Below are 23,561 nucleotides of genomic sequence, written 5' to 3'. Positions count from 1 at the left end.
GAAAGTCGTCCACCTTCGTGCCCAAAGCGGAGCCGCGGCGTATGGGTCCCGGCTCGCGCTTCGCTTGGCCGGGACGACGGCGCTTCAGCTGTCGAACATGATCACGCTGCGCAGCGTCTTGCCGGCCTTCATGTTGGCAAAGCCCTCGTTGATCTCGGAGAGCTTGAGCTTGGCCGAGATCCAGTCCTCGAGATGCAGCTTGCCGCGCATGTAGAAGTCGACGAGGCGCGGCATGTCGACGCGGAAGTGGTTGGAGCCCATCGACGAGCCCTGGATGCGGCGCTCGCGCAGGAAGTCGAAGCCGTGCAGCTCGATCTTCTGGCCGAACGGGATCATGCCGACGATGGTCGCGGTGCCGCCTGCCGCCAGCATGGCGAAGGCCTGCTCGGCGGTCTCCTTGCGGCCGAGCACCTCGAAGGAGTGATGCACGCCGCCGCCGGTGAGCTCGCGCACCTGCTGGACGACGTCGCCGCGCGCGGGATCAACGATGTCGGTGGCCCCGAGCTTGGTCGCGAGTTGCAGTTTCGCCGGATTGGTGTCGATCGCGATGATGCGGCCGGCGCCGGCGATCTGCGCGCCGTTGATCGCGGCCATGCCGACGCCGCCGCAGCCGATCACAGCCACGGTCTCGCCGGCGGTGACCTTCGCGGTGTTGACCACGGCGCCATAGCCGGTGATGACGCCGCAGCCGATCAGCGCGGCGAGATCGAGCGGCATCTCCTTCTTGATCTTCACGATGGCGTTCTCGTGCACCAGCATCTGCTCGGCGAAGGACGACAGATTGAGGAACTGGTTGAGCTTCTCCTTCCGGCCCCAGGACAGGCGGTTGGAGGCGCCGGGCAGCATCTTCACCGTGGTGTCGGTGCACAGCACGGTGCGGCCGGTGGTGCAATTGTCGCAGGTGCCGCAGAACACCGACAGGCAGGTGACGACGTGATCGCCGGGCTTCACGTAATTGACGTCGGAGCCGACCTTCTCGACCACACCGGCCGATTCATGGCCGAGCACCGCCGGCAGCGGATGCGGATAGAGGCCTTCCATGAAGTGCAGGTCGGAATGGCAGAGGCCCGCAACCGCGGTGCGGATCAGGACCTCGCGCGGCCCCGGATTGGGCACGCTGACATCCTCGATCACCAGCGGCTGATTGACTTCATGCAGGACGGCGGCCTTCATCGGGGTCTCCCTTGGCGTTTTTGATTGTTTGAACGGTGCGCTCGCGCGGCAGACTACGCTGCCGATAGCAATTCGCCAACCTCGACCATGCCGACGGCGCGATCGCCGAGCAGGTGCTCGGTCATCCTGCGCTGAACGGTATTTTCCGTTAGCCGGAACGGATCGCCCGGCGTCACGCGGTGATCGATCACCATCCGCGACAGCAGCAGCCGGCGCGCATCGCCGCGCATCTCGTAGATGCGTCCGCCCTCCCACGCCAGCGCCACGGCGCTCGCGACGTGATAGAGCAGGCTGGTGGCGCGCCGCGCATCTCCTTCATTGTCGATGCGGCCTGCGATCTCGCGGGCAAATCCGATCGCACGATCGCTGAGATCACGCAGCCGGTTGCGCCAGGCTTGCGGCACATTCGGGCTGTCATCGAGCCGCGCATGCAGATCGGCGGCGAGCGCGTTGTCGGCACCATGGCGTCCGACCGCGCGCTTCAGCGTATCGATCGCGACGATGTTGCCGGTGCCCTCCCAGATCGAGCCGAGATGCGCATCGCGCAGCAGCCGCGGCGTGACGAATTCCTCGATGTAGCCGATGCCGCCGCGCATCTCCATGGCGTCGCCGCAGACCTTGCGGGCATCGCGGGTGGCGCGGAATTTCAGGGTCGGCGTGAGGATGCGGAGCAGCGCCGCGGCGTCCTGGCTGCCGGCCTCGGCGCGGTCGAGCGCGTCGGCGGTCAGGAAGCTCATCGACAGCGCCTGCTCGGTCGGCAGCATGATCTTCATCAGCTGGCGCCGCGCCAGCGGCAGGTCGATGATCCGTTGGCCGAACACCACGCGGCCCTTCGCGACCGTGATCGCGTCGTGCCAGGCACGGCGCATCAGCGCGGTCGACTTCACGCCGTTGGACAACCGCGACGAGTTCACCATCTCGGCCATCTGCACGAAGCCGCGATCGAGCTTGCCGACGGCATACGCGATCGCGCCGTCGAACTTGATTTCGCCCGAGGCCATCGAGCGGGTGCCGAGCTTGTCCTTCAGGCGCACGATCCGGTAGTGGTTCTGCGAGCCGTCATCGAGGAAACGCGGCATCAGGAACAGGCCGACGCCTTTGGTGCCCGGCCCCGCGCCCTCGGGGCGCGCCAGCAGCATCACCACCTTGGCATCGGCGTTCGAGCAGAACCACTTCTCGCCATAGAGCCGCCAGTGGTCGCCCTCCTGCACCGCGCGCGTGGTCAGCGTGCCGACGTCGGAGCCGCCCTCCTTCTCGGTCATGAACTGGCCGCCCTGCGTCAGCTTGCTCATGTCGGTCTGGGTCAGGCCGTCGAGATATTTCGCCTTCAATGCCTCGCTGCCGAAATTCGCCAGCAGTTTTGCGCAACCATCGGTGACGTTGATCGGGCAGCCCATGCCGAATTCGGTCTGGTTGAACAGGAAGGTGAAGGCGTGCTTGGCCACCACGGGATATTTGTCGGGCCAGCCCATGATGCCCTTGCGGATCGACAGCGCGTGAATGCCAAACTCGCCGAACGCGGCCTTCTCGATCTCGCGATAGGCGGGATGATATTCGATGTGCTGCACGTCGCGGCCGAACTTGTCGCGCTGGTGCAGCACCGGCGTATGCCGGTCGGCAAGCCGCGCGCATTCGTCGAGATAGCCGCCGGCCAATCCGCCGAGCCGGTCGAGATGCGGCTCGATGTGGCGGAACAACGCCTCGGGCAGATGCAGTTTCAGAAGATCGGTCAGCGCGGGATCGGCCCGGTAGAAATTCATTCCCGTCGTGTCAGGCGCCAAAAGGCCCGGCTGGCTGGCGGACGACGTTTTCAGATCCTGCTTGTGCGGCTGCATTGAATTCCCGGCTGCGGTGCTCATTTGTTTGGGCACGACTATCCTCCTCCGGCCGAGCAAAGGAAAGCCCAATGGATATTCCGAAGTACAAGATCGCCCTGATCGTCGGCGCCGGCGAGGGCCTCAGCGCCTCGTTGACGCGGCTATTTTCGCGGGAGGGAATTCGCGTCGCGCTGGGCGCGCGCAGCATCGAGAAGCTCGGCGCGCTCTGCACGGAGACCGGCGCGCGCGCCTATGCCTGCGACGCCACCAAGGCCGAGGACGTCGAACGTCTGTTCGGTTTGGTCGAGCGCGAGATCGGAACACCTGATCTCGTGGTCTATAACGCCTCCGGCCGCTCGCGCGGGCCCTTCGTTGAACTCGTCCCCTCCGAGGTCGAGCAGGCGATCGCGATCTCGGCGTTCGGCGGCTTTCTGGTGGCGCAGGAGGCGGCGAAGCGCATGCTGCCCAGCAAGAAGGGCGCGATCCTGTTCACCGGCGCCTCCGCCAGCGTCAAGGGCTATGCGCAATCGGCGCCGTTCGCGATGGGCAAGTTCGCATTGCGCGGGCTGGCGCAGAGCATGGCGCGCGAATTGTCGCCGCAGGGCATCCATGTCGCGCATTTCGTGATCGACGGCGGCATCCGCAGCTCCGCGCGCGCCGAGCCCGCCGACCGCCCGGATTCGATGCTCGATCCCGACGCGATCGCGTTGAGCTACTGGAACGTGCTGCAGCAGCCGCGCAACGCCTGGACCTGGGAGCTGGAATTGCGGCCCTGGGTTGAGAAGTTTTGAGATGACGGAGATCATGCAAGCGGCGTAGGCTGGCTCGAGCGCCGTCCGTCATTGCGAGGAGCGAAGCGACGAAGCAATCCATTTCTCCACGCGTGGCAGCATGGATTGCTTCGCTGCGCTCGCAATGACGAAGGAAACAGGGGAAGGAATCATGACCGCTGAAATCAAGATCGAGACCGGCACCGACGAACTGCTCTGCGTGATCCGCGACCGCGTCGCCGTCATCACGTTGAACCGCCCGGACGCCCGCAACTCGCTGTCGGACACGCTGACGCCGGCGCTGCGCACGATGATCCGGACCTGCGGCGAGAACCCCGAGGTCGGCGTGCTGCTCGTCACCGGCGCCGGCAAGGCGTTCTGCGCCGGCGGCAACGTCAAGGGCATGGGCGCCAATCGCGATCCAAAGAAGCTCGAAATGTCCTATGAGGACAAGGTCGCCGACCTGCAGGAGCGCCAGCGCCTGCTGACCGGCGCGCTCGCCTCGGTACGCAAGCCGACCATTGCCGCGCTGCCCGGCCCGGCGGTCGGCGCCGGCCTTGCGATCGCGATGGCCTGCGACATCCGGATCGCGGCGCAATCCGCCTTCATCTCGACCGGTTATCTGCGCGTGGCGCTGAGTGGCGACTACGGCATGGCCTGGCTGCTGACGCGCCTGGTCGGCACCTCGCGCGCCCGCGAGCTGATGTTCACGTCCGAGAAGGTCGATGCCACCAGATGCGAGCAGATCGGTCTCGTCAACCGCGTGGTGCCGGACGAGACGCTGCAGGACGAGGCGTTCGCGCTGGCGAAGTCGATGGCCGAAGGCCCGACCCTGGCGCTGCGCTACATGAAGGACAATCTCGACGAGGCGCTGCAATTCGACTTCGCCACCGCGCGCGACCACGAGGCCGAGCGGCTGATCCGCCTCACCGCGACGGCGGATCACAAGGAGGCGGTGCAGGCCTTCATCGAGAAGCGCAAGCCGGTGTTCCGGGGCAATTAGGCGCGTCTTCTCCTTCCCCCTGAAAGGGGGAAGGTCGGGATGGGGGTCCAGCCACACGCACCATTGCTCGTGGAGAGAGCAGATCCCCACCCGCTTTGCTCTGACGAGCAAAGCGACCTCCCCTTTTCAAGGGAAGGTAACCCGGCAACTCTGGTTGAAGAAATGTAGCCCGGATGCAGCGCAGCGCAATCCGGGGCAGCCCTTACCGCGGCGAGACTTGTCCCGGATTGCGCTGCGCTTCATCCGGGCTACAGGTTCCGAGCAAGCAAAAAAGAAAAGGGCCCGGTTCTGGAGGGGCCAGAACCGGGCCTAGTCAGTCAAACCGCAAGCGAGGACATCGTGGCCGAGCGGGAAGTAGCGGCAAGCCGCCAGCTGGCACAGGGAATGTCTTGTGGTTCGACGTAGATCTCTTTCGCAAAGCGCACCAGCTTCCAATCGCCGGGGCTTGCAGTGAAGGCATAGCCGGACTTGCGGGCGAGACCGATCATCGTGGCGTTGGACCGCAGCGTGTCGCCGAAGATGCGCTCGGCTCCGAAAGACGCCGCGCGGCATTCGAGATTCTTCAGCAGCGCCTTGCCAATGCCGTGGCCCTGCCACCGGTCATCGATCGACAGGCCGAACTCGACGCTCGACGTACCGGCATGGAAGGCGTAGCGGGCTTCGCCGACGATGGTCTCAAAACCATCGACCACCATCGTCGCGACCACCGTGAACCGGTCAGCCTCGCCGACGTGAATAAAGCGCTCGAGCTCCATCTTCGGCAGCTCGCTCAGTGCACCCAGGAAGCGGTTGTAACGGGACCCGGCGGAGAGCGAGCGGATGTAATTCTGCAGCTCTTCACGATCGCGCGGCTCGACGAAGCGCACCTTGATCTCGCTGCCGTTCTTGGCGCGCAGCACGTCAGAGTATTGCTTGAGATCGTCGAGATGCAGCGCAGTCATGACACGCTCCTCGGGTGAAGAATTAGCCGACACCCCTCGATCGAGGCGGCGCCGGCGATGGCGTCCTTCTCAGGCCCGCCAGAACGGCTTGTCGGTCTCGAAAACGATGTCGCTGCGGGACATGCCGATGTCGTGCAGGTCGCGCTCGGTCCACTGCGACAGCTCGCGGCGGCGCTCGTAGCGATCCCACCAGACGTGCAGGGTCTCGCCGACCTGGTTCAGCAACCCAAGCGTATGATGATTTGTCATCGATTCATGGGTGAAAATGGACATCTGCGGCTCCTATCGGTAATCTGTTGGCGGTAATATCGGAGCTATTCGGCCTGTTCACAAACGACACTTTGTACCGCTTCGCATGAATTAAAATCATGCATTTGGAGACCATCTGACATGACCAGCCGCCTGCCTTCGTTGAACGGCCTGAGGGCGTTCGAGGCCGCCGCGCGGCATATGAGCTTCACGGTCGCAGCGTCCGAATTGAACGTGACGCAGACCGCGATCAGCCATCAGATCCGGCGCCTCGAGGAAGAGCTCGGCGTTCGTCTGTTCGTCCGCCAGAACCGCTCACTGAGCCTGACGCCGGAGGCCGCCGAATACCTTCCCGGCGTCCGCGCGGCCTTCAATGACCTCAGGCTCGCGACCGACCGCCTGCTGCGCCGGGACGACGATCATGTGCTGACCGTCTCGACGCTGGCATCGCTCGCCGCCAAATGGCTGCTGCCGCGACTGTCGGCGTTCCAGGAGGCGCATTCCGGCATCGACGTCCGCATCACCACCTCGACCAGCCTGGTCGACTTCCAGCGCGACAAGGTCGATGCGGCGATCCGCTACGGCCGCGGACAATGGGCCGGCCTGCGCTCGGACTGGCTGATGGCGGACGAACTGTTTCCGGTGTGCAGTCCGTCGCTGCTGGATGGAACCAGGCCGCTGAAATGCCCCGAAGACCTCAGGGACCATGTGCTACTGCACACCAGCAACGCCAACAGCGACGACTGGCGGCTGTGGCTGACCGCTGCGGGCCTTGCGACCGACATCTCCAAGCAGCCGGGGGTAACCTTCGACCTGCTGTTCGTGACGATCCAGGCTGCGATCGACGGCATCGGCATTGCGATGGGCCGCACCTCCTATGTGCAGGACGACATCGCCAAGGGCCGCCTCGTGGTTCCCTTCAAGATCGCGCTGCCCGCCGACGCCGGCTTCTATCTGGTCACGCCGCAGGGACGCGCCGATTCCCCGAAGCTCTCTGCATTCCGCTCCTGGCTCGGCGCTGCGGCGCATACGACGCCTTGATGCGGCGCACGCCGCACGAGATTATTGTTCTGACGCGTTTTCTTCACGCGAACCGGTGCCCACTTCGCTCGAAAACGCTCTCATCAAATTCCACCTACGGCTTTTTTCCCATAGCGGCGGCGCGATTTCGGGTTGGTCGCGCCGGACAGCCGTGCCAAATTGCCGCATATGGCAGTTAACTGCCTTGGCCGGCGACACAATTTGCGCCGGCCGTTTTGTCACGGGGAGGAAAGGGCGTTATGTCGCAGTCGAGTTCATCGCAAGTCCCGCAGATCAAGTCGCGTCTCGGCGCCATCCTGCGCGCGACCAGCGGCAATTTCCTCGAGCAATTCGACTTCTTCCTGTTCGGCTTCTATGCGCAGGACATCGCGAAAGCATTCTTCCCCGCCCAGAATGAGACCGCGGCGCTGCTCAATGCGTATGGCGTGTTCTGGCTCGGCGCGCTGATGCGTCCCGTGGGCGCGGTCGTGCTCGGCTCCTATATCGATCGCATCGGCCGCCGCCAGGGCCTGATCGTGACGCTCGCGCTGATGGCGCTGGGCACGGTGGTGATTGCGTTCTGCCCGTCCTATGCATCGATCGGCATTGCCGCAACGATCATCGTGCTGATTGGCCGGCTGATACAGGGCTTCTCAGCCGGCGTCGAATTGGGCGGCGTCTCCGTTTATCTCTCCGAGATCGCGACGCCCGGCAACCGCGGCTTCTACACCTCGTTTCAATCCTCCAGCCAGCAGGTCGCGATCTTCGTCGCAGCCGTGATCGGCTTCGTCTTGAGAGAAGTGATCCCGGGCGACACCTTCCTGGATGCGATCGGCGGCGGCGTCGCCAAATGGCGCATCCCGTTCTTCATTGGATGCCTCATCATTCCCGTGATCTTCATGCTGCGGCGTTCGCTCGAGGAAACGCCGGCCTTCCTGGCCATGAAGAAGCATCCGACGCCAAGCGAAGTGTTCGCCTCGGCGCTGGAGAACTGGCGCATCGTGATCCTGGGCATGATGATCGCGGTTCTGACCACCACGACGTTCTATTTCATCACCGTGTATGCGCCCGGCTTCGGCAAGGAGCTGCACCTTTCGGCCTCCGGGACGCTGCTGGTGACCCTGCTCGTTGCGGTGACGAATTTCATCTGGAATCCGGTCGGCGGCGCGCTGTCGGACCGGATCGGCCGCAAGCCGGTGCTGATCGCGATCGCGAGCCTGTCATTCGTGACCGCCTACCCGGCACTGTCGTGGCTCGCACATGAGCCCACGCTAGGAAAACTGCTGGCCGTGCAGATGATGTTCTCGTTCTACTTCGGCGTCTACAGCGGCACGATGCTGGGATGCCTGGTCGAGATCGTGCCGGCGCATGTCCGCACCACCTGCTTCTCGATCGCGTTCGCGTTGGCGGCGGGCATATTCGGCACGTCGACTCCCTTCGTCGCGACCAAGCTGATCGCCATGACCGGGCAGGACAAGGCCTCGCCGGCCTACTGGCTGATGTTCGGCGCTGTTCTCGGCATCATCGCCGCGCTGATCGTCTACCGTGGCGGCCAGACCATCGAGCAGCGCGAGACGGTTGCGGCGTAATTGGCATATGCATTCGGGGCAGGCCGATCGCCTGCCCCGACATGTTGCTTTCCATGCCAACAACGATAACAAGAGCGCATGGCTGATCTGACGCGCAGGTTCGACGTGCTGGTGATCGGCGGCGGCAACGCCGCCCTCTGCGCCGCAATCAGTGCACGGCGCGCCGGCGCCTCCGTGCTGGTGCTGGAGGGCGCCCCGAAATTCTACCGCGGCGGCAACACCCGCCACACCCGCAACATGCGCTGCGCCCATGACGCGGCGACCGAGATCCTCACCGGTCCCTACACCGAGGAGGAGTTCTGGAAGGATTTGCTGCTGGTGACCGGCGGCCAGACCGACGAGGAACTGGCCCGCTTCATGATCCGCGAGTCCAAGGACATCCTGAACTGGATCGTCGAACAGGGCGTACGCTGGCAGCCCTCGCTCGGCGGTACGCTCAGCCTCGGCCGCACCAACTCGTTCTTCCTCGGCGGCGGCCGCGCGATGCTGAACGCGCTCTATCGCACCGCCGAGGAGCTCGGCGTCGACGTCCTTTACGATGCCGAGGTGATCGATCTCGTGATCGAGAACGGCATGTTCCTGTCGGCGCAGCTGAAGCAGCCGGTCGGCGGCAGGACCGAGGTGCGCGCCTCGACGCTGGTCGCGGCGGCCGGCGGCTTCGAGGCCAATATCGAATGGCTGAAACAATATTGGGGCGAGGCCGCCGACAATTTCCTGATCCGCGGCACACCCTATAATCGCGGCGCGATCCTGAAGATGCTGCTCGCCAAGGGCGTGCAGGAGATCGGCGATCCCACGCAATGCCATGCGGTGGCGATCGATGCGCGTGCGCCGAAATTCGACGGCGGCATCATCACCCGCCACGACTCGGTCGTGTTCGGCATCGTCGTCAACAAGCACGCCGAGCGGTTCTACGACGAGGGCGAGGACATCTGGCCGAAGCGCTACGCGATCTGGGGCCGCCTGGTCGCCGCGCAGCCGGACCAGATCGCCTACATCATCTTCGATTCGACCGTCGTGACGAGCTTCATGCCGACGCTGTTTCCGCCGATCGCGGGCGCAACGATCGCCGAACTCGCCGGCAAACTCGAGCTCGATGCGCCAGCGCTGGAAAAGACCATCACCGATTTCAACGCCGCGGTGCAGCCCGGCACGTTCGACCACACCATCCTCGACGACTGCGCTACCCAAGGCATCACGCCGGCGAAGACACATTGGGCGCGCAAGATCGAGACGCCGCCCTATCTCGCCTATCCGGTGCGGCCCGGCATCACCTTCACCTATCTCGGCACCCGTGTGAACAAGCAGTCGCGGATGCTGATGAAGGACGGTAAGCCGTCGGCCAACATGTTCGCGGCCGGCGAGATCATGGCCGGCAACGTGCTCGGCAAGGGCTACGCCGCCGGCATCGGCATGACGATCGGCAGCGTGTTCGGCCGCGTCGCCGGGCGGGAAGCGGCGAAGAATGCGCGGAACTGAGGACAAGGCTGGCGAGATGCACGGGACGAGGATCTTGCAGGAAGCCGACCGTCTGATGACGGTGTGCAATTCCTGCCGCTATTGCGAGGGCCTGTGCGCGGTGTTTCCCGCGATGGAGATGCGCCGCGCCTTCTCCGACGGCGACCTCAACTATCTCGCCAATCTCTGCCATGCCTGCGGCGCCTGCTACACCGACTGCCAGTTCTCGCCACCGCACGAATTCAACGTCAATGTCCCGAAGACGCTGGCGGTGGCGCGCGCCGAGTCCTACGCCGCCTATGCCTGGCCGCGCGCATTTGCCGGCGCGTTTGCGCGCAACGGCCTCGTCATCAGCCTGATCGCCGCACTCAGCGTCGCCGCGTTCATCTTCGGCTTCGCCGCGATCAACGACCGCGGCGTGCTTTATGGCATCCACACCGGCCCCGGCGCGTTCTACAAACTGATGCCGCATAATGCGATGGCGCTGCTGTTCGGCGCCGCCCTGCTCTATGCGATCCTCGCGCTGGTGATGGGCGTGCGCGCATTCTGGCGCGCGATCGGCGAGCCCGTCGGCATGAAAACGGACGCGAAGTCGCTGTTGCAGGCGGTCCGCGACGCCGGCGAGCTGCGCTATCTCGACGGCGGCGGTGTCGGCTGCTTCAACGAGGACGACCACCCGACCGACCGCCGCAAGCTGTATCACCACTTCACCTTCTACGGCTTCGTGCTGTGCTTCGCCGCGACCTGCGTCGGCACGCTGTACCACTATCTGCTGGCGCGCGAAGCGCCCTATGCGTGGTGGGACCTGCCGGTGGTGCTCGGTACACTCGGCGGCATCGGCCTCGTGGTCGGCCCGATCGGGCTCTTGTCAGAAAAATGGAAACGCGACCGCGTGCTGGTTGACGAACAGCAGATGGGCATGGACACCGCGTTCATCCTGATGCTGTTCCTGACCAGCGTCACCGGTCTTGCCCTGTTGCTGTGGCGCGAGAGCGCCGCGATGGGCCCGCTGCTGGCGTTGCATCTCGGCGTGGTGTTCGCGCTGTTCATCACCATGCCTTACGGAAAATTCGTGCACGGCATCTACCGCTTCGTCGCGCTGGTGCGCTACGCGCGCGAACGGCAGATGATGGCGGAATGAGTAAGGATGTAGGGTGGGTTGCGCTACGCCGGCTCACCCGCATCCTGTCATTCCGGGATGCGCCGAAGGCGCAGGCCCGGAATCCATCGGGCCACCGAACAGGCGGTGGAATGGATTCCGGGCTCGCCGCTTCGCAGCGCCCCGGAATGACGGGTGGTCAGAGATCCACCACCACGTAGTCGCTTTCCACCGCGACCTTGATGGTCTCGGCGACATACGGCCCCTTCACCACATTGGTGCCCGGCTCGACGCTCACAGGATAGGCGCGCACGCGGAAGCGGCGCGGGTCGCAATAGGACTGGCCGGTGCGGATATCGAACTCCCAGCCGTGCCAGGGACAGCGCAGGATCTCACCGAGCTTGGTGTATTCGATCTCGCCGGGGTCAGACGACGACGCAAGCCCGATCAGCGGCCCCTCGCACAACGCCGCGCCCTGATGCGGGCAGCGGTTCAGCAAGCCGAAGAACTCGCCCTTGACGTTGAAGACGGCGATCGGCCGCCCGTCGATCTCGAGGAACTTTCGCGACCCCGGCGGCAGCTCGTCCACCGGGGCGATCACATGACGGGCCATCTATGAGATACCGTAAAGCTGCTTCGCATTGTCGAGATAGAATGCCTGGCGATTGGCGTCGCTGACGCCGGCCGGCAGCACACGCGACGGCTCGTCATAGTCCCAGTGCGGGTAATCGGTCGCAAACAGCAGCTTGTCCCAGCCGATCCACTCGATGGTCTGGAACAGATGGTCGCGGCTCTCCGGATCCTCCATCGGCTGCGTCGTCCACCAGATGTGATCGCGGATATACTCCGACGGCTTGCGCTTCAGATGCGGCACCTCGGCGTGCAGCCGCGCAAACACCTTGTCGAGCCGCCACGCCAACGACGGCGCCCAACCGAACCCGGCCTCGACCATCACCATCTTCAGTTTCGGGAAACGCTCGAACACGCCCTCGAGCACGAGGCTCGCCAGCGCGGTCTGCTGGCATTGCGAATGCCCGACCATCTCCTCGATGTAATAGCTCGGCCAGCCCGACGCGGTGATCGGGTTGCCGCCGAAGCCGAAGGCGTGCACGCCGATCGGAAGACCGGCCTCCTGCGCCGCCTCATAGATCGGCCAGTAACGGCGCTGGCCGAGCGGCTCGACATTGCGGCTCAGCAGCAGCACCTGGACGAAATTCGTATCGCCTGCGCGCCTGCGGATTTCGGCCGCGGCCGACACGCCGTCCTCATTGGCGACGACGACCGAGGCCTTCAGGCGCGAGTCCTTAGCTGTCCATTTCTCGATCTGCCAGTCGTTGATCGCAGAGCAGATCGCGGCCGCGAGATCCTGGTTGCGGATGCCCTGCCCGGTGTTGAGCGGGTTGAGCACGCCGAGCGCGACATTGTTGGGATCGAGATGCTGCTTCTGCATGAAGGACAGCGACGAGCCCTGCGGGCCGCCTTCCGGCGGATAGGCATCGCGGCGCGAGGCATTGGGCTGCGCCTTCGGATAGGGCGGGCCTTCCATCATGCCCTGATAGGGATGGACGCCGAAGGTCTCGAGATGGCTGTGCCAGCGCTTGGGCAGATAAGGATACAGCTCGTCCTTGGTCGCGCGTGCGGGATGGATGTCGCAATCGGCGATCGCGGTCTTGATGCCGGCTGACGCAGCCGCGTCGGGACGTTCCCGAATCTGGATGTTCATGGCGTCGTCTCCATCACCCTCAACCGGCCATAGGTCGCGTGCGGATTGTCGATCATGATCTTGCGGACCAGATCCTGCGACAGCCCCTTCGGCAGCACCTCGTCACCGTCGAACTGCCAATGCGGGTAGTCGGTCGAGAATAGGATCAATTCGTCCGACTGCATATGGTCGAACAGCCGGTTCAGGGTGTCGCCGTCCGGCGGCGCATCGACCGGCTGCAGCGAGAAACGGATGTTGCTACGCACAATCTCCAGCGGTGCGCGGTCGACCCACGGCGTCTCCATGCGCACGCCGCGCCAGAACTTATGCAGCCGCCACAAGAACGGCGGCAGCCAGGTGAAGCCGGACTCCAGCATCACCATTTTCAGGTTCGGATGGCGCGCGAACACGCCCTCGACGATCAGGCTGGTGAGCTGGGTCTGGAACGCCTGCGCCTGCGCGACATAATCCTCGATGTGGTAGGAACCCCAGCCGACCGAGGTCGGCGGGTTGTGATAGGCGCTGCCGGCATGGATGCCGACCGGCAGGCCGAGCCGTTCGGCCGCGGCGTAGATCGGCCAATAATGACGTTTGCCGAGTGGCATGTCGCCCATCACGAGCATCAGCACCTGCACGAAGCGCTTGTCCTGCGCACAGCGCTCGATTTCGGCGACCGCCTTCTCGATGCTCTGTACGGGGATCACGATCGAGCCGCGCAGACGATCGTCCTTGTCGAGCCATTCCCTGACCAGCCAGTCGTTCAGCGCGCGGCAGAAGGCATCGGCCATGTCCTCGGAGAACACCATCTGCACGCCATAGAGCGGATTGCAGATGCCGGTGGCGGTGCCGAACCGGTCGAGCGCCTGGCGCTGCATGTCGGCAAGGCTCGAACCCGGCTTGCCCTGGGCGGGACGCCAGTCCGGCCGCGAGGCGATCGGCGAATTGGTTGGATAGGATTGCGAGATCAGGTCGGTCATGCCGCGCGTCGTCACCTGGTCGCGCCAGTAGTCGTTCATGTACGGCAGCAGGCTGGTGAGGTGAGGCACGGCGGGATGCAGATCGCAATCCACGCCACCCGCGATCGGCAACGTCATGGTGTTTCCTCCGGCGCACGCTCTCACAACAACTTGTCGGGCGCCGCTTGGTTGTTGTCCGATATTCAATCAGGCCGGGCTGCGGTCCGCAACTCGGCAGGGGCCGGTGTGGTGTGCTAGGAAGGCAGAACGCCCCACGGGATTTTCATGGCAAGCAACGAGAAAGAGCGCCGATGAACGCACTCATATCCATCGCCGAGCAGGTCGCCGCGAAGCTGATCGCGAACAAGCAGACGATTGCGGTCGCGGAATCGTCCACCGGCGGGCTGATCTCGGCGTCGCTGCTCGCCGTGCCCGGCGCGTCGGCCTATTTCCTCGGCGGCGGCGTGATCTACACCCGCGATGCGCGGCGCGCGCTGATGGACATTCCCGACGACGCCATGCGCGGCCTCCGCTCGTCGTCGGAACCCTACGCGCAACTGCTGGCACGCCAGATCCGCGAACGCCTTTCGACCGATTGGGGATTGTCCGAAACCGGCGCCGCCGGCCCGACCGGCAACCGCTACGGCGATGCCGCCGGCCATAGCTGCATGGCGGTCGCAGGTCCCCGGCAACAGGTGATCACGCTGGAGACTGCCAGCGGCGACCGACAGGCCAACATGCAGGCGTTCGCGAAGGCGGCGCTGGAGCTGCTGCTGAAGAATCTGGCGCAATAGTTTTCCGCCGTCGTCCCGGGCAAGCGCAGCGCGACCCGGGCCCCATAACCACGATGCCATCGTTCAAGAACGCTGCGGCCACAGCGTTGCGCAGCAATGATCGACGGTGGTTATGGGTCCCTGCTTTCGCAGGGACGACGTGGGGAAAGAGCCCGCTCTGGGTTAAGGGGCCGTAGCCCGGATGGAGCGAAGCGCAATCCGGGGCAGCTGCATCCGCCGCGTAACCGTCCCCGGATTTCGCGGAGCCTGTCATCGGGCGCGCGTTCGCGCGACCCGTTGGCTTCATCCGGGCTACGAAGACTCGCGAGAACCTACTTCTCGCGGAACGAGCGCATGAACTGGTCGCTCAGCGGCTTCATCAGGTACGACATCATGGTGCGGTCGCCGGTCTGGACGAAGGCTTCCACCGGCATGCCGGGGATGATCTTCACCTCGCTGCCGAGGCGCGCGACTTCTTCCGGCGGCATCGAGACGCGGATCGTGTAATAGCTCTGCCCGGTGCGCTGGTCGGTGTTGACGTCGGCGGAGACGCGGGTGACGACGCCGTTCAGCTCCGGCGTGGTGCGCTGGTTGAAGGCGGAGAGCCGCAGCACGGTCTTCTGTCCGACCTGGAGCTTGTCGATGTCCTGCGGATTGACCTTGGCTTCGACCGACAGGTCATCGGCCCTCGGTACGATCATCATGATGGCATCGCCCGCGGTGACGACGCCGCCGACCGTGTGGACGGTGGATTGCAGCACCACGCCGTCCTGCGGCGCGCGGATGTCGATGCGGCGGAGCTGGTCTTCGGCGGTGACCTTGCGCTCGACGAACTCGCCGATCTTGTCGTTGGCCTCGCGCAGGTCCTTGGAGACCTCCGAGAGCATGTCCTTGTCGACCTGGATGATCTGCAGCTCGGTCTCGGTGATCTTGCCCTTGGCCTGGGCGCGCGACGCAATGTACTGCGCGCGCTCGCCGGAGAGCCGCGCCGCGTCGCGCTCCAGCGTGGTGAGGCGGGTGAGCTGCACCAGATGCTGCTCATACAGCTGGCGGACGCCGACCAGCTCCTGCTGCACCAGCGCGATCTCCTTGTCCTTGGAGGTTTCCTGCGCCTGCAGGCCGGCGATTTCCTCGTTGAGCTGGGTGACGCGTTCGCGCAGCTGCGCCTTCTGGCCGGCGCGGCCGTTGACCCGGACCTCGAACAGCTTGGTTTCGTTCGCCATGATATCGCGGACGTCGGGATCCCGCGCCTGCTCGGTGAGCTGCGGCGGATACGCAATCTTGTCGAGGCCCTGCTGCTCGGCCTGGAGCCGGGCCGCACGCGCATAGAGACCGTTCAGCGTCTTGACCACGATCGCAAGGCTCGCCTTCACGACGGTCTCGTCGAGACGCACGACGACGTCGCCCGCCTTGACCGTGTCGCCGTCGCGCGCCAGGATTTCACCCACGACGCCGCCGGTCGGATGCTGCACCTTCTTGACGTTGGTATCGACCACCACCGAGCCCGGCGCGATCAGCGCGCCCGAAATCGGCACCGTCGCGGCCCAGCCACCGACGCCGCCGCCCAGAACCAGGACCACGACGAGGCCGACCACGAGGTGCTTTCTGATCGAAGCATGTGCGTTGCGCGGCTGATCGGTCATGCGGTCGCTCATGACTTGGTCGCCCCCGCATCGGCGACGATCTTGATCGGTGTGGGCGCTGGCGGCGCGACGCGCTGCAGCACCTGCGCGAGCACGGTCTCCTTCGGCCCGAAGGTCTGCATGCGGCCGTCCTTGAGCACCAGCAGCTGGTCGACGCCCTCGATGCCGATCGGCCGGTGTGCGACCACGATGACGACGGCGCCGCGCTCGCGGGCGCCACGCACCGCGCGGGTCAGCGCCTCGTCGCCTTCGCTGTCGAGATTGGAGTTCGGCTCGTCCAGCACGATCAGGAACGGATTGCCGTAGAGCGCGCGCGCCAGCGCGACGCGCTGCGCTTGACCTGCGGAAAGCGCAGTGCCCTGCTCGCCGACCTGGGTGTCGTAGCCCTCGCGCATCTTGATGATCATCTCATGCACGCCGGCCTCCTTGGCCGCCGCGATGATGCCGTCGGACTTGGCGTCGGGATCGAACCGGCAGATGTTCTGCGCGACCGTGCCGGCGAACAGTTCGACGTCCTGCGGCAAATAGCCGACATGGCGGCCGAGTTGGTCCGACGACCACTGATCCAGCGCGGCTCCGTCGAGCCGTACCTTGCCGCGCGCCGGCACCCAGACGCCGACCAGCGCCCGGATCAGTGACGATTTGCCGGAACCGCTCGGGCCGATCACGCCGACGCCGCTGCCGGCTTCGACGGCGAAGGTGACATCCTGCACGATCGGGCGCTGGTCGCCCGGCGCAACCATGGTCACCGCCTCGACCGAGAGCTTCTTCTGCGGCGCCTGCAGCAGCGTCTGCTCCGGCCGCGCCGGAATCTGCTGCAGCAGGCGGTTGAGGCGCTGCCAGCTCTGCCGCGCGGCGACGAAGCTCTTCCAATGCGCGATCGCGAGATCGACCGGCGCCAGCGCCCGCGCGCTCAGGATCGAGCCGGCGATGATGATGCCGCCGGTGGCCTCCTGATGGATCACGAGATAGGCACCGACCGCGAGCACCGCCGACTGCAGCATCATGCGCAGCACCTTGGCGACCGCACCGAGCCCGCCGCTCACGTCGCTCGCATGCTGGTTGCCGGACAGATACTCCTCGTTGGCTTCGTTCCAGCGCTTGTTCATCCGCCCGGCCATGCCCATCGCCACGAGCACTTCGGCGTTGCGGCGACTGGAGGCGGCGAGATCGTTGCGCCGCGCCGCGAGCGACATCGCTTCCCTGGCCGGCGTGCGCGACATGTATTCGGTGATCAGCGTCAGCGTCACCAGGATGACGGCGCCGACCAGCGCCGTGACGCCGAGCAGCCAATGGAACGCGAAGCAGATCAGCATGTAGAACGGCAGCCAGGGCAGGTCGAAGAACGCGCCGGGACCCATGCTGCCGAGGAAGGAACGCACATTGTCGAGGTCGCGCAGCGGCTGCAGGCCCTCGCTGCGATTGCCGGCCATCAGCGGCAGCCGCACGATGGTGTCGAACACCCGCGCATTGAGCGCTTCGTCGAGCGAGGTGCCGACGCGGCCGAGGATCCGTCCGCGCAACAGATCGAGCACGCCCTGGGCCATGTAGAGGACCGCGGCGATGACGACGAGGCCGACCAGGGTCGGAACGCTGCGGCTCGGCAGCACGCGGTCGTAGACCTGCAGCATGAACATCGAACCTGTCAGATAGAGCAGGTTGATCATGCAGCTGATAAGGCCGACGCCGATAAAGGCACTGCGGCATGCGCGCAGCGCCTCAGCCAGTTCGGAACGCCGGACAGCGGGCGCGACTGCCATAAAAACCGATCTCTGCAAATCAAAAGGGCTACGTGATCACCACGTTGTATAGACGTTTGCGACCACCGTCCAATTCAAGTCGCGCCGACCAAAGCATGGTTCGCGGCCTATTTTTGTGATGCCACAGACAGTTGAAGGAATAATTAGCGTTAGCCCGCCGCGGAACCCGGGCTTGAGGCAGGTGCGCTTCCTGGAAAGGGCACGAGAATGACCGACATTGAGACCCGGCCGATCTCGCCATCCACATCGAGCAATACCCCGCTGCCGACGCCAAGCCCGGCCTCCGGGCGCCAGCGGGCCTCGGCGCGAATACCGATCCACGCGCCCCGTGGCGGCCTGAACAGCTGCACCGCGAGGTTCGGATTGGGGTCGGCCACCACGTTCTGCACTGGGCGCGCGATGCCGTGGGTCCAGTCGGCCGGACCGAGCACGCGCGCCAGCGGGCCGGCATCCGCGATCACGCTATGATGCATACGAAACCAGGCGACGTCGCCGCCGGCACGGGCTTCCATCGCGTCCATGAACCAGCTGCGGCCGTGGACGGCGTGCGGGCTGCGCAACGGAAAGACCGTGGGATCCACCGGGTCGGCTGCGCTGCCGTGAAAACCGGGGACCTCGACCGCACGTTCGCGCGACAGCGTCACGCGCACCGTCGCACAGGGCTGCTCCTCGCCGGCCGGCCACAGCGTGTTGTCGACGACGCTGACCCGGCCGCCCTCGGTCACGACGGCGACTTGCGTGCGCAATTCCGCCATCGGCGTCGGCCGCAGGAACCAGGCTGACGCCGATATCGCGGTGCCCCAGTTGCGCGGACCTGCCATCGCCTCGACCTCGGCGGTCAAGAGGCTTGCGACCGCTCCGCCCTGGAGGCCAGCGAACGGCCCCGCCGCCAGCGCGGCGGGCTTCCAGTGATGCGGCGTGGCGAGCGGTTCGAAGATGGCCAAGGCGGATGATATCTCCTGAGGTGAGCAGGATTGAGCGTGGGAGCAATCTGATCCAAGAATAGCGACCATGACAAAAGGCCATCCATCACTTCAGGTGAACAGAATTCACCCATTGGATGCCCCGGATCCACGGGCCATCCCACCGCTGCCGGCGCTGCTCGCCTTCGAGCGCGCGGCAACCCAGCTCAGCTTTCGCCGCGCCGCGCGCGACCTGTCGCTGAGCCCGTCGGCGATCAGCCATCAGATCCGCGGACTGGAGCAGCAGTTCGGCACCAAGCTGTTCGTCCGCGGCGCGCGCTCGGTGCGGCTGACCGCGGACGGCGAGCGCTATCTTGCAAAGGTGTCGGCCGCGCTGGCGACGCTGCAGGAGGCGAGCCGCGACATGCTGCGGCAACGCGGCGAGACCAGCGGTGAGCTGTGGATCAGCTCACTGCCGTTCTTCACCAGCGCCGTGCTGCTGCCGGCGCTGCCAGAGTTCAAGCAGCGCCATCCACAACTGACGCTGCGGATCGAGGCCACGCACCAATATGCCGACTTCAACGGCTCGCGCGTCGACGTCGCGATCCGCTACGGGCGGGAACATGCCGCCGGGCTGAAGGTCGAACCGCTGGTCCAGGTCAAGGGATTGCCGGTCTGCACGCCGGCGATGGTCAAGGCGGGGCTTCGGAGCCCCGCGGACTTGTCGCGCGAGGTGCTGATCCATGTCACGACGCAACCGCGGGCGTGGCCGGCCTGGCTGAAGGAGGCCGGGCTGCCGCATCTCGCCCCGCGCGGGCATCTGTGGCTCGACAGCGTGCCGGCGATGCTGGAGGCCGCCGAACACGGGCTCGGCGTGGCGCTCGCTATGGCGCCCCTGATCAAGGCCCGGCCGGGCTTCGGCAAGCGGCTGGTGGCGCCGTTTGCGTTCGAGGCCGCGCATCACGAGACGATCTACCTGATCTCCCGCACCGAGCAGGCACGAGACCGGCGGATCGCGGCGGTGCGGCGCTGGATCGCCGACGCGGTGGAGCGGGCAAGCTAAACCGCGGCGACTGCCGGTTCTGCGAGAACGCAGCGCGCCAGATGCCCGGGCGCGGTTTGCACGCTGGGCGGCAATTGTTCACTGCAGCGCGGCTCGGCGAACTTGCAGCGCGGCGCAAACGAGCAACTGGCCGGCGCGTGATCGAGCGAGGGCGGCGTGCCCGGAATGGTCTCGAGCCGCTGGCCGCGCATCGCGCTGTGAATGGTCGAGGCCAGCAGGCCCTTCGCATAGGGATGAACCGGCGTGCGCACGATATCGCGCAAGGCGCCCTGCTCCACGATCTGGCCGGCATACATCACCGCGACCCGGTCGCAGATCTCGATGGCAACGCCGATGTCGTGAGTGACGAAGATGACCGACATCCCGAACTCGCGCTGCAGCTCGCGCAGCAGCAGCAGGATCTGAATCTGCACGGTGGCATCGAGCGCCGTGGTCGGCTCGTCCGCGAGCAGAATCTTCGGCTTGCACGCCAGCGCCAGCGCGATCATCGCACGCTGGCGCATGCCGCCCGACATCTCGTGCGGATAGGAGTCGAGCCGTCGTTTCGCGGAGGGGATCCGCACCACTTCGAGCATCTCGAGCGCGCGCGCTGTGGCGTCGCGCTCGCTCTTGCCCTCGTGACGCATCACCGTTTCAGCGATCTGGCGGCCGATGGTGTAGACCGGGTCGAGTGCCAGCGCCGGCTCCTGGAAGATCATCGAGACGGTCTGTCCGCGGAATGCGGACAGCGCCTCGTCATCCATCGCCAGCACGTCCCGGCCGAGCACACTGACGCTGCCGGTGATCTGCGTGCGCTTCTTCGGCAACAGCCGCATCAGCGCGCGCAGCGTCACGCTCTTGCCCGAGCCGGACTCGCCGAGCAGCCCCAACACCTCGCCCTCGCCGAGCAGTAGGCTGAGGTCGTTCACGGCATGGACCGTGCGATCTCCGGTGAAGCGGATGTTGAGGTTGTTGATCTCGACGAGATTGGTCATGCGAGCTTGGGCACCCTGGCGTGGAAGTCGGTCGCGCGCTGGAAGGCGGCGCCGATCCGGAGCAACACCGCTTCCTCGAACGAGCGGCCGATCAGCTGCATGCCGACCGGCAGACCCGCCTTGGTGAAGCCCGAAGGGATCGAGAGCGACGGCAGGCCGAGATAGTTGACCGGGCGGGTGAACCGCGTCAGCCGCTGGATCACCGCTTCCGCGCCCGGGCCATTGCCGACGTCGCTCTCGGCGATCGTCGGGGCCGGCACCGGGGCCGACGGCGCGATCACCGCATCGACACCGCTGACCGCCGCATTGTGCGCGGCGAGTGCGGGGCCGCGCCAGCGCATCGCCTCAAGGTAGGTGACCGCGGGAATGGTGAGACCATTCTGCAGCCGCATCAGGACCTGCGCGCCGTAATCCTGCGGCCGCTCGATCATCCAGCGCTTGTGGTAGGCCGCGGCCTCGGCCGCGAGCACGAGTTGCGACGAGGCGCTGAGCTGGCGCTGATCGGGCAGCTCGACCTTGACGATCTCGGCGCCTTCCTTCTTCAAGGTGGCCACCGTCTCATCGAGGATGCGCGCCACCTCAGGATCGAGGTCGTCGACATAGAACGCCGTCGGGACGCCGATCTTGAGACCTTTCAGCGACTGCCTTGTCGCCGCCAGATAGTCCGGCACCGGCTGCGTCGACGCCGTCAGATCCTCTGGGTCGGCGCCGGCCATCAGGCCGAGCAGCAGCGCGCAGTCCTCCGCGGTCTGCGCCAGCGGGCCGACGGTATCGAGCGACTGCGACAGCGGCATCGCGCCGGCGCGGCTGACGCGGCCGACCGTCGTCTTGAGGCCGGTGACGCCGCAGAAATGCGCGGGCATGCGGACCGAGCCGCCGGTGTCGGAGCCGAGCGCGGCAAAGGTGAGCCGCGCGGCGACCGCCGAGCCCGAGCCCGACGACGAACCGCCGGTGATGTGCTCGACATTCCAGGGATTGCGCACCGCGCCGTAATGCACGTTGTGGCCGGTCGGCCCATAGGCGAACTCGACCATCTGCAGCGAGCCGAGCCGGACCTGCCCGGCATCCTTCAGCCGCTGCAACGCCGTCGCGGTCGTCTTCGGCACGAAGTCGCGGCGGATCAGCGAGCCGCAGGTCACGACCTTGCCGGCCTCGTAATACATGTCCTTGTGCGCCAGCGGCACGCCGTGCAGTGCGCCGCGGCTGTTGCCCTTGGCGAGCGCGGCATCGGCCTCCGTGGCGGCCGCAAGCGCCTGTTCGGATTCGATTGCCATATAGGCGTTGAGGCGCGGCTGCCATTCCGCAACGCGATGCAGCACGGCGCGCGTCACCTCATGCGAGGAGACTTTCCTGTCGGCAATCGCCTTAGCGACCGCGGTCAGCGTCATCAGGGCTGGCTCGGTGCTCATTTCGACACCTTCTGCGCCAGCAGGAAGCTCGCGGGTTCGAGATCGAACGGCAGCGTGCCCGAGATCGGTGCGAAGCCGTCGAATGCGGGGCCGATCGAGTTGGCGATGCGGGTGGCGACATCGTCATCGGCAGGCACGTCGGCGACGTGCGCGATCACCTTGACGTCTTTGGGAGTTGGTCTGGTCATGCCGCGTTTTCTCCTTTTGCTTTTGCCGGCGCGCGGCTGTGCCCCGAGCCAGGAATGGCCATGTAGCACGCCGCTTGATGGCCCATTGTATCGAGATCGCTGAGTTTTGGCGTGTCGTTTGCGCAGAGCGGCTCCGCAAACGGACAACGGGTGTGAAACCGGCAGCCGGCCGGCGGATCGATCGGATTGGGCGGATCGCCCGAGATCGGGGGCACCTCGGTGCGCCTGTCGGGATCGGATGACGGCATCGCCGCCAGCAACGCGCGGGTATAGGGATGCGCCGGCGCGTCCCAGACCGCGCCGACCGGGCCGAGCTCGACGACTTCGCCGAGATACATCACAAGCACGCGATCGGAGATGTAGCGGACCACGTTGAGATCGTGGCTGATGAACAGATAAGTCAGGCCGAATTCGCGCTTCAAGTCGGCGAGCAGATTGAGCACCTGCGCCTCGACCGATTTGTCGAGCGCAGAAACCGCCTCGTCGAGAATCACGAGCCGCGGCGACAGCGCTAGCGCGCGGGCGATGTTGACGCGCTGGCGCTGGCCGCCGGACACTTCGTGCGGATAGCGGTTGGCGAAGATCTCTGGCCGCAGGCCCACCTTGCCGAGCAGCTCGCGCGCCAGCGTCCGCGCCGTGTCGTCGGCCATGCCGTGGACTTTGGGTCCGAAGGCGATCGACTCCTCGATGGTGAGGCGCGGGTTGAGCGAGGCGTAGCTGTCCTGGAACACCATCTGCACGCCGCGCCGCAAATCGCGCAGCGAGAGCGCCGGGCCGACCTGCCGGCCGTCAAAGATGATGTCGCCGGCATCGCGCGCCATCAGGTGCATCAGCAGCCGCGCGGTGGTCGACTTGCCGCAGCCGGATTCGCCGACGATGCCGACGGTCTCACCCTTCATGACCGCGAAATTGACGTCGTCGACGGCACGCACGGTCTTGCGCGGGCTGAACAGCCCGCCGCGCACCGGGAAGTGCTTGGTCAACCCCTTGACCTGCAGCAGCGGCTGCGCGGCGCCGCCGATATCGGCGACCGGCTCCAGCATATCGACGGGGATATTTGCCTCGCTCATGC

The 23,561-nt window shown here is 65.8% G+C and carries 22 protein-coding genes; 8 read left to right on the top strand and 14 right to left on the bottom strand.

Annotated features, from left to right (window positions below; genetic code table 11):
* Positions 1-84: 84 nt before the first annotated feature.
* A complete protein-coding gene (locus tag AAFG13_RS29625; protein ID WP_092119616.1) occupies positions 85-1,173 on the bottom strand; it encodes a Zn-dependent alcohol dehydrogenase in 1,089 nt (362 codons plus the stop codon).
* Between the two features lie 53 nt (positions 1,174-1,226).
* Complete coding sequence (locus AAFG13_RS29620) at positions 1,227-3,008, bottom strand: acyl-CoA dehydrogenase family protein (RefSeq protein WP_342713422.1); 1,782 nt, start codon at positions 3,006-3,008, stop codon at positions 1,227-1,229.
* Between the two features lie 71 nt (positions 3,009-3,079).
* On the opposite strand from AAFG13_RS29620, the gene AAFG13_RS29615 reads away from it, so the two are divergent.
* Complete coding sequence (locus AAFG13_RS29615; RefSeq protein ID WP_342709022.1) at positions 3,080-3,781, top strand: SDR family NAD(P)-dependent oxidoreductase; 702 nt, start codon at positions 3,080-3,082, stop codon at positions 3,779-3,781.
* 151 nt (positions 3,782-3,932) lie between these two features.
* Positions 3,933-4,763, top strand: a complete 831-nt coding sequence (locus AAFG13_RS29610) for an enoyl-CoA hydratase (RefSeq protein WP_342709021.1) — start codon at positions 3,933-3,935, stop codon at positions 4,761-4,763.
* Between the two features lie 317 nt (positions 4,764-5,080).
* Here the strand turns inward: AAFG13_RS29610 and AAFG13_RS29605 are convergent, their stop codons facing one another.
* Both AAFG13_RS29605 and AAFG13_RS29600 read right to left on the bottom strand, forming a co-directional pair.
* Complete coding sequence (locus AAFG13_RS29605; RefSeq protein WP_342709020.1) at positions 5,081-5,704, bottom strand: GNAT family N-acetyltransferase; 624 nt, start codon at positions 5,702-5,704, stop codon at positions 5,081-5,083.
* 69 nt (positions 5,705-5,773) lie between these two features.
* On the bottom strand, positions 5,774-5,977 hold the full coding sequence (locus tag AAFG13_RS29600; protein ID WP_212311772.1) for a DUF1127 domain-containing protein: 204 nt from the start codon (positions 5,975-5,977) through the stop codon (positions 5,774-5,776).
* Between the two features lie 117 nt (positions 5,978-6,094).
* Between AAFG13_RS29600 and AAFG13_RS29595 the strand changes: the two genes are divergently transcribed.
* The 4 genes from AAFG13_RS29595 (at position 6,095) to tcuB (ending at position 11,161) form a co-directional block, all read left to right on the top strand.
* The gene (locus tag AAFG13_RS29595; protein WP_223966268.1) at positions 6,095-6,994 is read left to right on the top strand and encodes a transcriptional regulator GcvA; all 900 of its coding nucleotides are present in this window, start codon (positions 6,095-6,097) and stop codon (positions 6,992-6,994) included.
* 239 nt (positions 6,995-7,233) lie between these two features.
* Complete coding sequence (locus tag AAFG13_RS29590; RefSeq protein WP_342709019.1) at positions 7,234-8,562, top strand: MFS transporter; 1,329 nt, start codon at positions 7,234-7,236, stop codon at positions 8,560-8,562.
* Between the two features lie 87 nt (positions 8,563-8,649).
* On the top strand, positions 8,650-10,041 hold the full coding sequence (gene tcuA / locus AAFG13_RS29585; protein WP_342713421.1) for an FAD-dependent tricarballylate dehydrogenase TcuA: 1,392 nt from the start codon (positions 8,650-8,652) through the stop codon (positions 10,039-10,041).
* Positions 10,042-10,057: 16 nt separating this feature from the next.
* Positions 10,058-11,161: a tricarballylate utilization 4Fe-4S protein TcuB gene (gene tcuB, locus AAFG13_RS29580; RefSeq protein ID WP_342713420.1), complete on the top strand. Its 1,104-nt coding sequence runs from the start codon at positions 10,058-10,060 to the stop codon at positions 11,159-11,161.
* A gap of 157 nt (positions 11,162-11,318) precedes the next feature.
* Here tcuB and AAFG13_RS29575 read toward each other — a convergent pair whose 3' ends face one another.
* From AAFG13_RS29575 to AAFG13_RS29565, 3 genes are read right to left on the bottom strand one after another with little or no spacing between them, the layout of a single operon-like run.
* On the bottom strand, positions 11,319-11,732 hold the full coding sequence (locus AAFG13_RS29575) for a Rieske (2Fe-2S) protein (RefSeq protein WP_016846808.1): 414 nt from the start codon (positions 11,730-11,732) through the stop codon (positions 11,319-11,321).
* Positions 11,733-12,842, bottom strand: coding sequence for an amidohydrolase family protein (locus AAFG13_RS29570; protein WP_342709017.1), 1,110 nt, complete (start codon positions 12,840-12,842; stop codon positions 11,733-11,735). It abuts the gene before it with no gap.
* Positions 12,839-13,915 (bottom strand): amidohydrolase family protein, encoded by a 1,077-nt coding sequence (locus AAFG13_RS29565; RefSeq protein ID WP_342709016.1) that lies wholly within the window; start codon positions 13,913-13,915, stop codon positions 12,839-12,841. The genes AAFG13_RS29570 and AAFG13_RS29565 overlap by 4 nt, the downstream gene beginning before the upstream one ends.
* Before the next feature lie 173 nt (positions 13,916-14,088).
* Between AAFG13_RS29565 and AAFG13_RS29560 the strand changes: the two genes are divergently transcribed.
* Positions 14,089-14,571: a CinA family protein gene (locus tag AAFG13_RS29560; RefSeq protein ID WP_212311778.1), complete on the top strand. Its 483-nt coding sequence runs from the start codon at positions 14,089-14,091 to the stop codon at positions 14,569-14,571.
* Between the two features lie 311 nt (positions 14,572-14,882).
* On the opposite strand, the gene AAFG13_RS29555 is transcribed toward AAFG13_RS29560, so the two are convergent.
* From AAFG13_RS29555 to AAFG13_RS29545, 3 genes are all read right to left on the bottom strand, one after another.
* A complete protein-coding gene (locus AAFG13_RS29555) occupies positions 14,883-16,205 on the bottom strand; it encodes an HlyD family type I secretion periplasmic adaptor subunit (protein ID WP_342709015.1) in 1,323 nt (440 codons plus the stop codon).
* Positions 16,202-17,953: a type I secretion system permease/ATPase gene (locus tag AAFG13_RS29550; RefSeq protein WP_342709014.1), complete on the bottom strand. Its 1,752-nt coding sequence runs from the start codon at positions 17,951-17,953 to the stop codon at positions 16,202-16,204. The genes AAFG13_RS29555 and AAFG13_RS29550 overlap by 4 nt, the downstream gene beginning before the upstream one ends.
* A gap of 149 nt (positions 17,954-18,102) precedes the next feature.
* Positions 18,103-18,897, bottom strand: a complete 795-nt coding sequence (locus AAFG13_RS29545; protein ID WP_212311780.1) for an acyl-CoA thioesterase domain-containing protein — start codon at positions 18,895-18,897, stop codon at positions 18,103-18,105.
* Positions 18,898-19,009: 112 nt separating this feature from the next.
* Here AAFG13_RS29545 and AAFG13_RS29540 point away from each other — a divergent pair, with 112 nt between their 5' ends.
* Positions 19,010-19,918, top strand: coding sequence for a LysR substrate-binding domain-containing protein (locus AAFG13_RS29540; protein WP_342709013.1), 909 nt, complete (start codon positions 19,010-19,012; stop codon positions 19,916-19,918).
* Here AAFG13_RS29540 and AAFG13_RS29535 read toward each other — a convergent pair.
* From AAFG13_RS29535 to AAFG13_RS29520, 4 genes are read right to left on the bottom strand one after another with little or no spacing between them, the layout of a single operon-like run.
* Entirely contained in the window at positions 19,915-20,892 is a 978-nt protein-coding gene (locus AAFG13_RS29535; RefSeq protein WP_342709012.1) for an ABC transporter ATP-binding protein, read from the bottom strand. The genes AAFG13_RS29540 and AAFG13_RS29535 overlap by 4 nt on opposite strands.
* Complete coding sequence (locus AAFG13_RS29530) at positions 20,889-22,301, bottom strand: amidase (protein ID WP_342709011.1); 1,413 nt, start codon at positions 22,299-22,301, stop codon at positions 20,889-20,891. Before AAFG13_RS29530 ends, AAFG13_RS29535 begins: the two co-directional genes overlap by 4 nt.
* A complete protein-coding gene (locus AAFG13_RS29525) occupies positions 22,298-22,489 on the bottom strand; it encodes a hypothetical protein (RefSeq protein WP_092119665.1) in 192 nt (63 codons plus the stop codon). Before AAFG13_RS29525 ends, AAFG13_RS29530 begins: the two co-directional genes overlap by 4 nt.
* The gene (locus AAFG13_RS29520) at positions 22,486-23,559 is read right to left on the bottom strand and encodes an oligopeptide/dipeptide ABC transporter ATP-binding protein (RefSeq protein ID WP_342709009.1); all 1,074 of its coding nucleotides are present in this window, start codon (positions 23,557-23,559) and stop codon (positions 22,486-22,488) included. Before AAFG13_RS29520 ends, AAFG13_RS29525 begins: the two co-directional genes overlap by 4 nt.
* Positions 23,560-23,561: the final 2 nt, after the last annotated feature.

The sequence above is a fragment of the Bradyrhizobium sp. B124 genome (assembly GCF_038967635.1).
GTDB lineage: Bacteria > Pseudomonadota > Alphaproteobacteria > Rhizobiales > Xanthobacteraceae > Bradyrhizobium.
Note: the sequence above shows the minus strand (reverse complement) of the source record. Positions and strands in the feature narration are given on the sequence as shown.

Bases quoted from the DNA above. Each gene is read 5' to 3' on its own strand.
- AAFG13_RS29625 (WP_092119616.1), bottom strand. From the start codon at position 1,173: ATGAAGGCCGCCGTCCTGCATGAAGTCAATCAGCCGCTGGTGATCGAG.
- AAFG13_RS29620 (WP_342713422.1), bottom strand. From the start codon at position 3,008: ATGCAGCCGCACAAGCAGGATCTGAAAACGTCGTCCGCCAGCCAGCCG.
- AAFG13_RS29615 (WP_342709022.1), top strand. From the start codon at position 3,080: ATGGATATTCCGAAGTACAAGATCGCCCTGATCGTCGGCGCCGGCGAG.
- AAFG13_RS29610 (WP_342709021.1), top strand. From the start codon at position 3,933: ATGACCGCTGAAATCAAGATCGAGACCGGCACCGACGAACTGCTCTGC.
- AAFG13_RS29605 (WP_342709020.1), bottom strand. From the start codon at position 5,704: ATGACTGCGCTGCATCTCGACGATCTCAAGCAATACTCTGACGTGCTG.
- AAFG13_RS29600 (WP_212311772.1), bottom strand. From the start codon at position 5,977: ATGTCCATTTTCACCCATGAATCGATGACAAATCATCATACGCTTGGG.
- AAFG13_RS29595 (WP_223966268.1), top strand. From the start codon at position 6,095: ATGACCAGCCGCCTGCCTTCGTTGAACGGCCTGAGGGCGTTCGAGGCC.
- AAFG13_RS29590 (WP_342709019.1), top strand. From the start codon at position 7,234: ATGTCGCAGTCGAGTTCATCGCAAGTCCCGCAGATCAAGTCGCGTCTC.
- tcuB (WP_342713420.1), top strand. From the start codon at position 10,058: ATGCACGGGACGAGGATCTTGCAGGAAGCCGACCGTCTGATGACGGTG.
- AAFG13_RS29575 (WP_016846808.1), bottom strand. From the start codon at position 11,732: ATGGCCCGTCATGTGATCGCCCCGGTGGACGAGCTGCCGCCGGGGTCG.
- AAFG13_RS29570 (WP_342709017.1), bottom strand. From the start codon at position 12,842: ATGAACATCCAGATTCGGGAACGTCCCGACGCGGCTGCGTCAGCCGGC.
- AAFG13_RS29565 (WP_342709016.1), bottom strand. From the start codon at position 13,915: ATGACGTTGCCGATCGCGGGTGGCGTGGATTGCGATCTGCATCCCGCC.
- AAFG13_RS29560 (WP_212311778.1), top strand. From the start codon at position 14,089: ATGAACGCACTCATATCCATCGCCGAGCAGGTCGCCGCGAAGCTGATC.
- AAFG13_RS29555 (WP_342709015.1), bottom strand. From the start codon at position 16,205: ATGAGCGACCGCATGACCGATCAGCCGCGCAACGCACATGCTTCGATC.
- AAFG13_RS29550 (WP_342709014.1), bottom strand. From the start codon at position 17,953: ATGGCAGTCGCGCCCGCTGTCCGGCGTTCCGAACTGGCTGAGGCGCTG.
- AAFG13_RS29535 (WP_342709012.1), bottom strand. From the start codon at position 20,892: ATGACCAATCTCGTCGAGATCAACAACCTCAACATCCGCTTCACCGGA.
- AAFG13_RS29530 (WP_342709011.1), bottom strand. From the start codon at position 22,301: ATGAGCACCGAGCCAGCCCTGATGACGCTGACCGCGGTCGCTAAGGCG.
- AAFG13_RS29525 (WP_092119665.1), bottom strand. From the start codon at position 22,489: ATGACCAGACCAACTCCCAAAGACGTCAAGGTGATCGCGCACGTCGCC.
- AAFG13_RS29520 (WP_342709009.1), bottom strand. From the start codon at position 23,559: ATGAGCGAGGCAAATATCCCCGTCGATATGCTGGAGCCGGTCGCCGAT.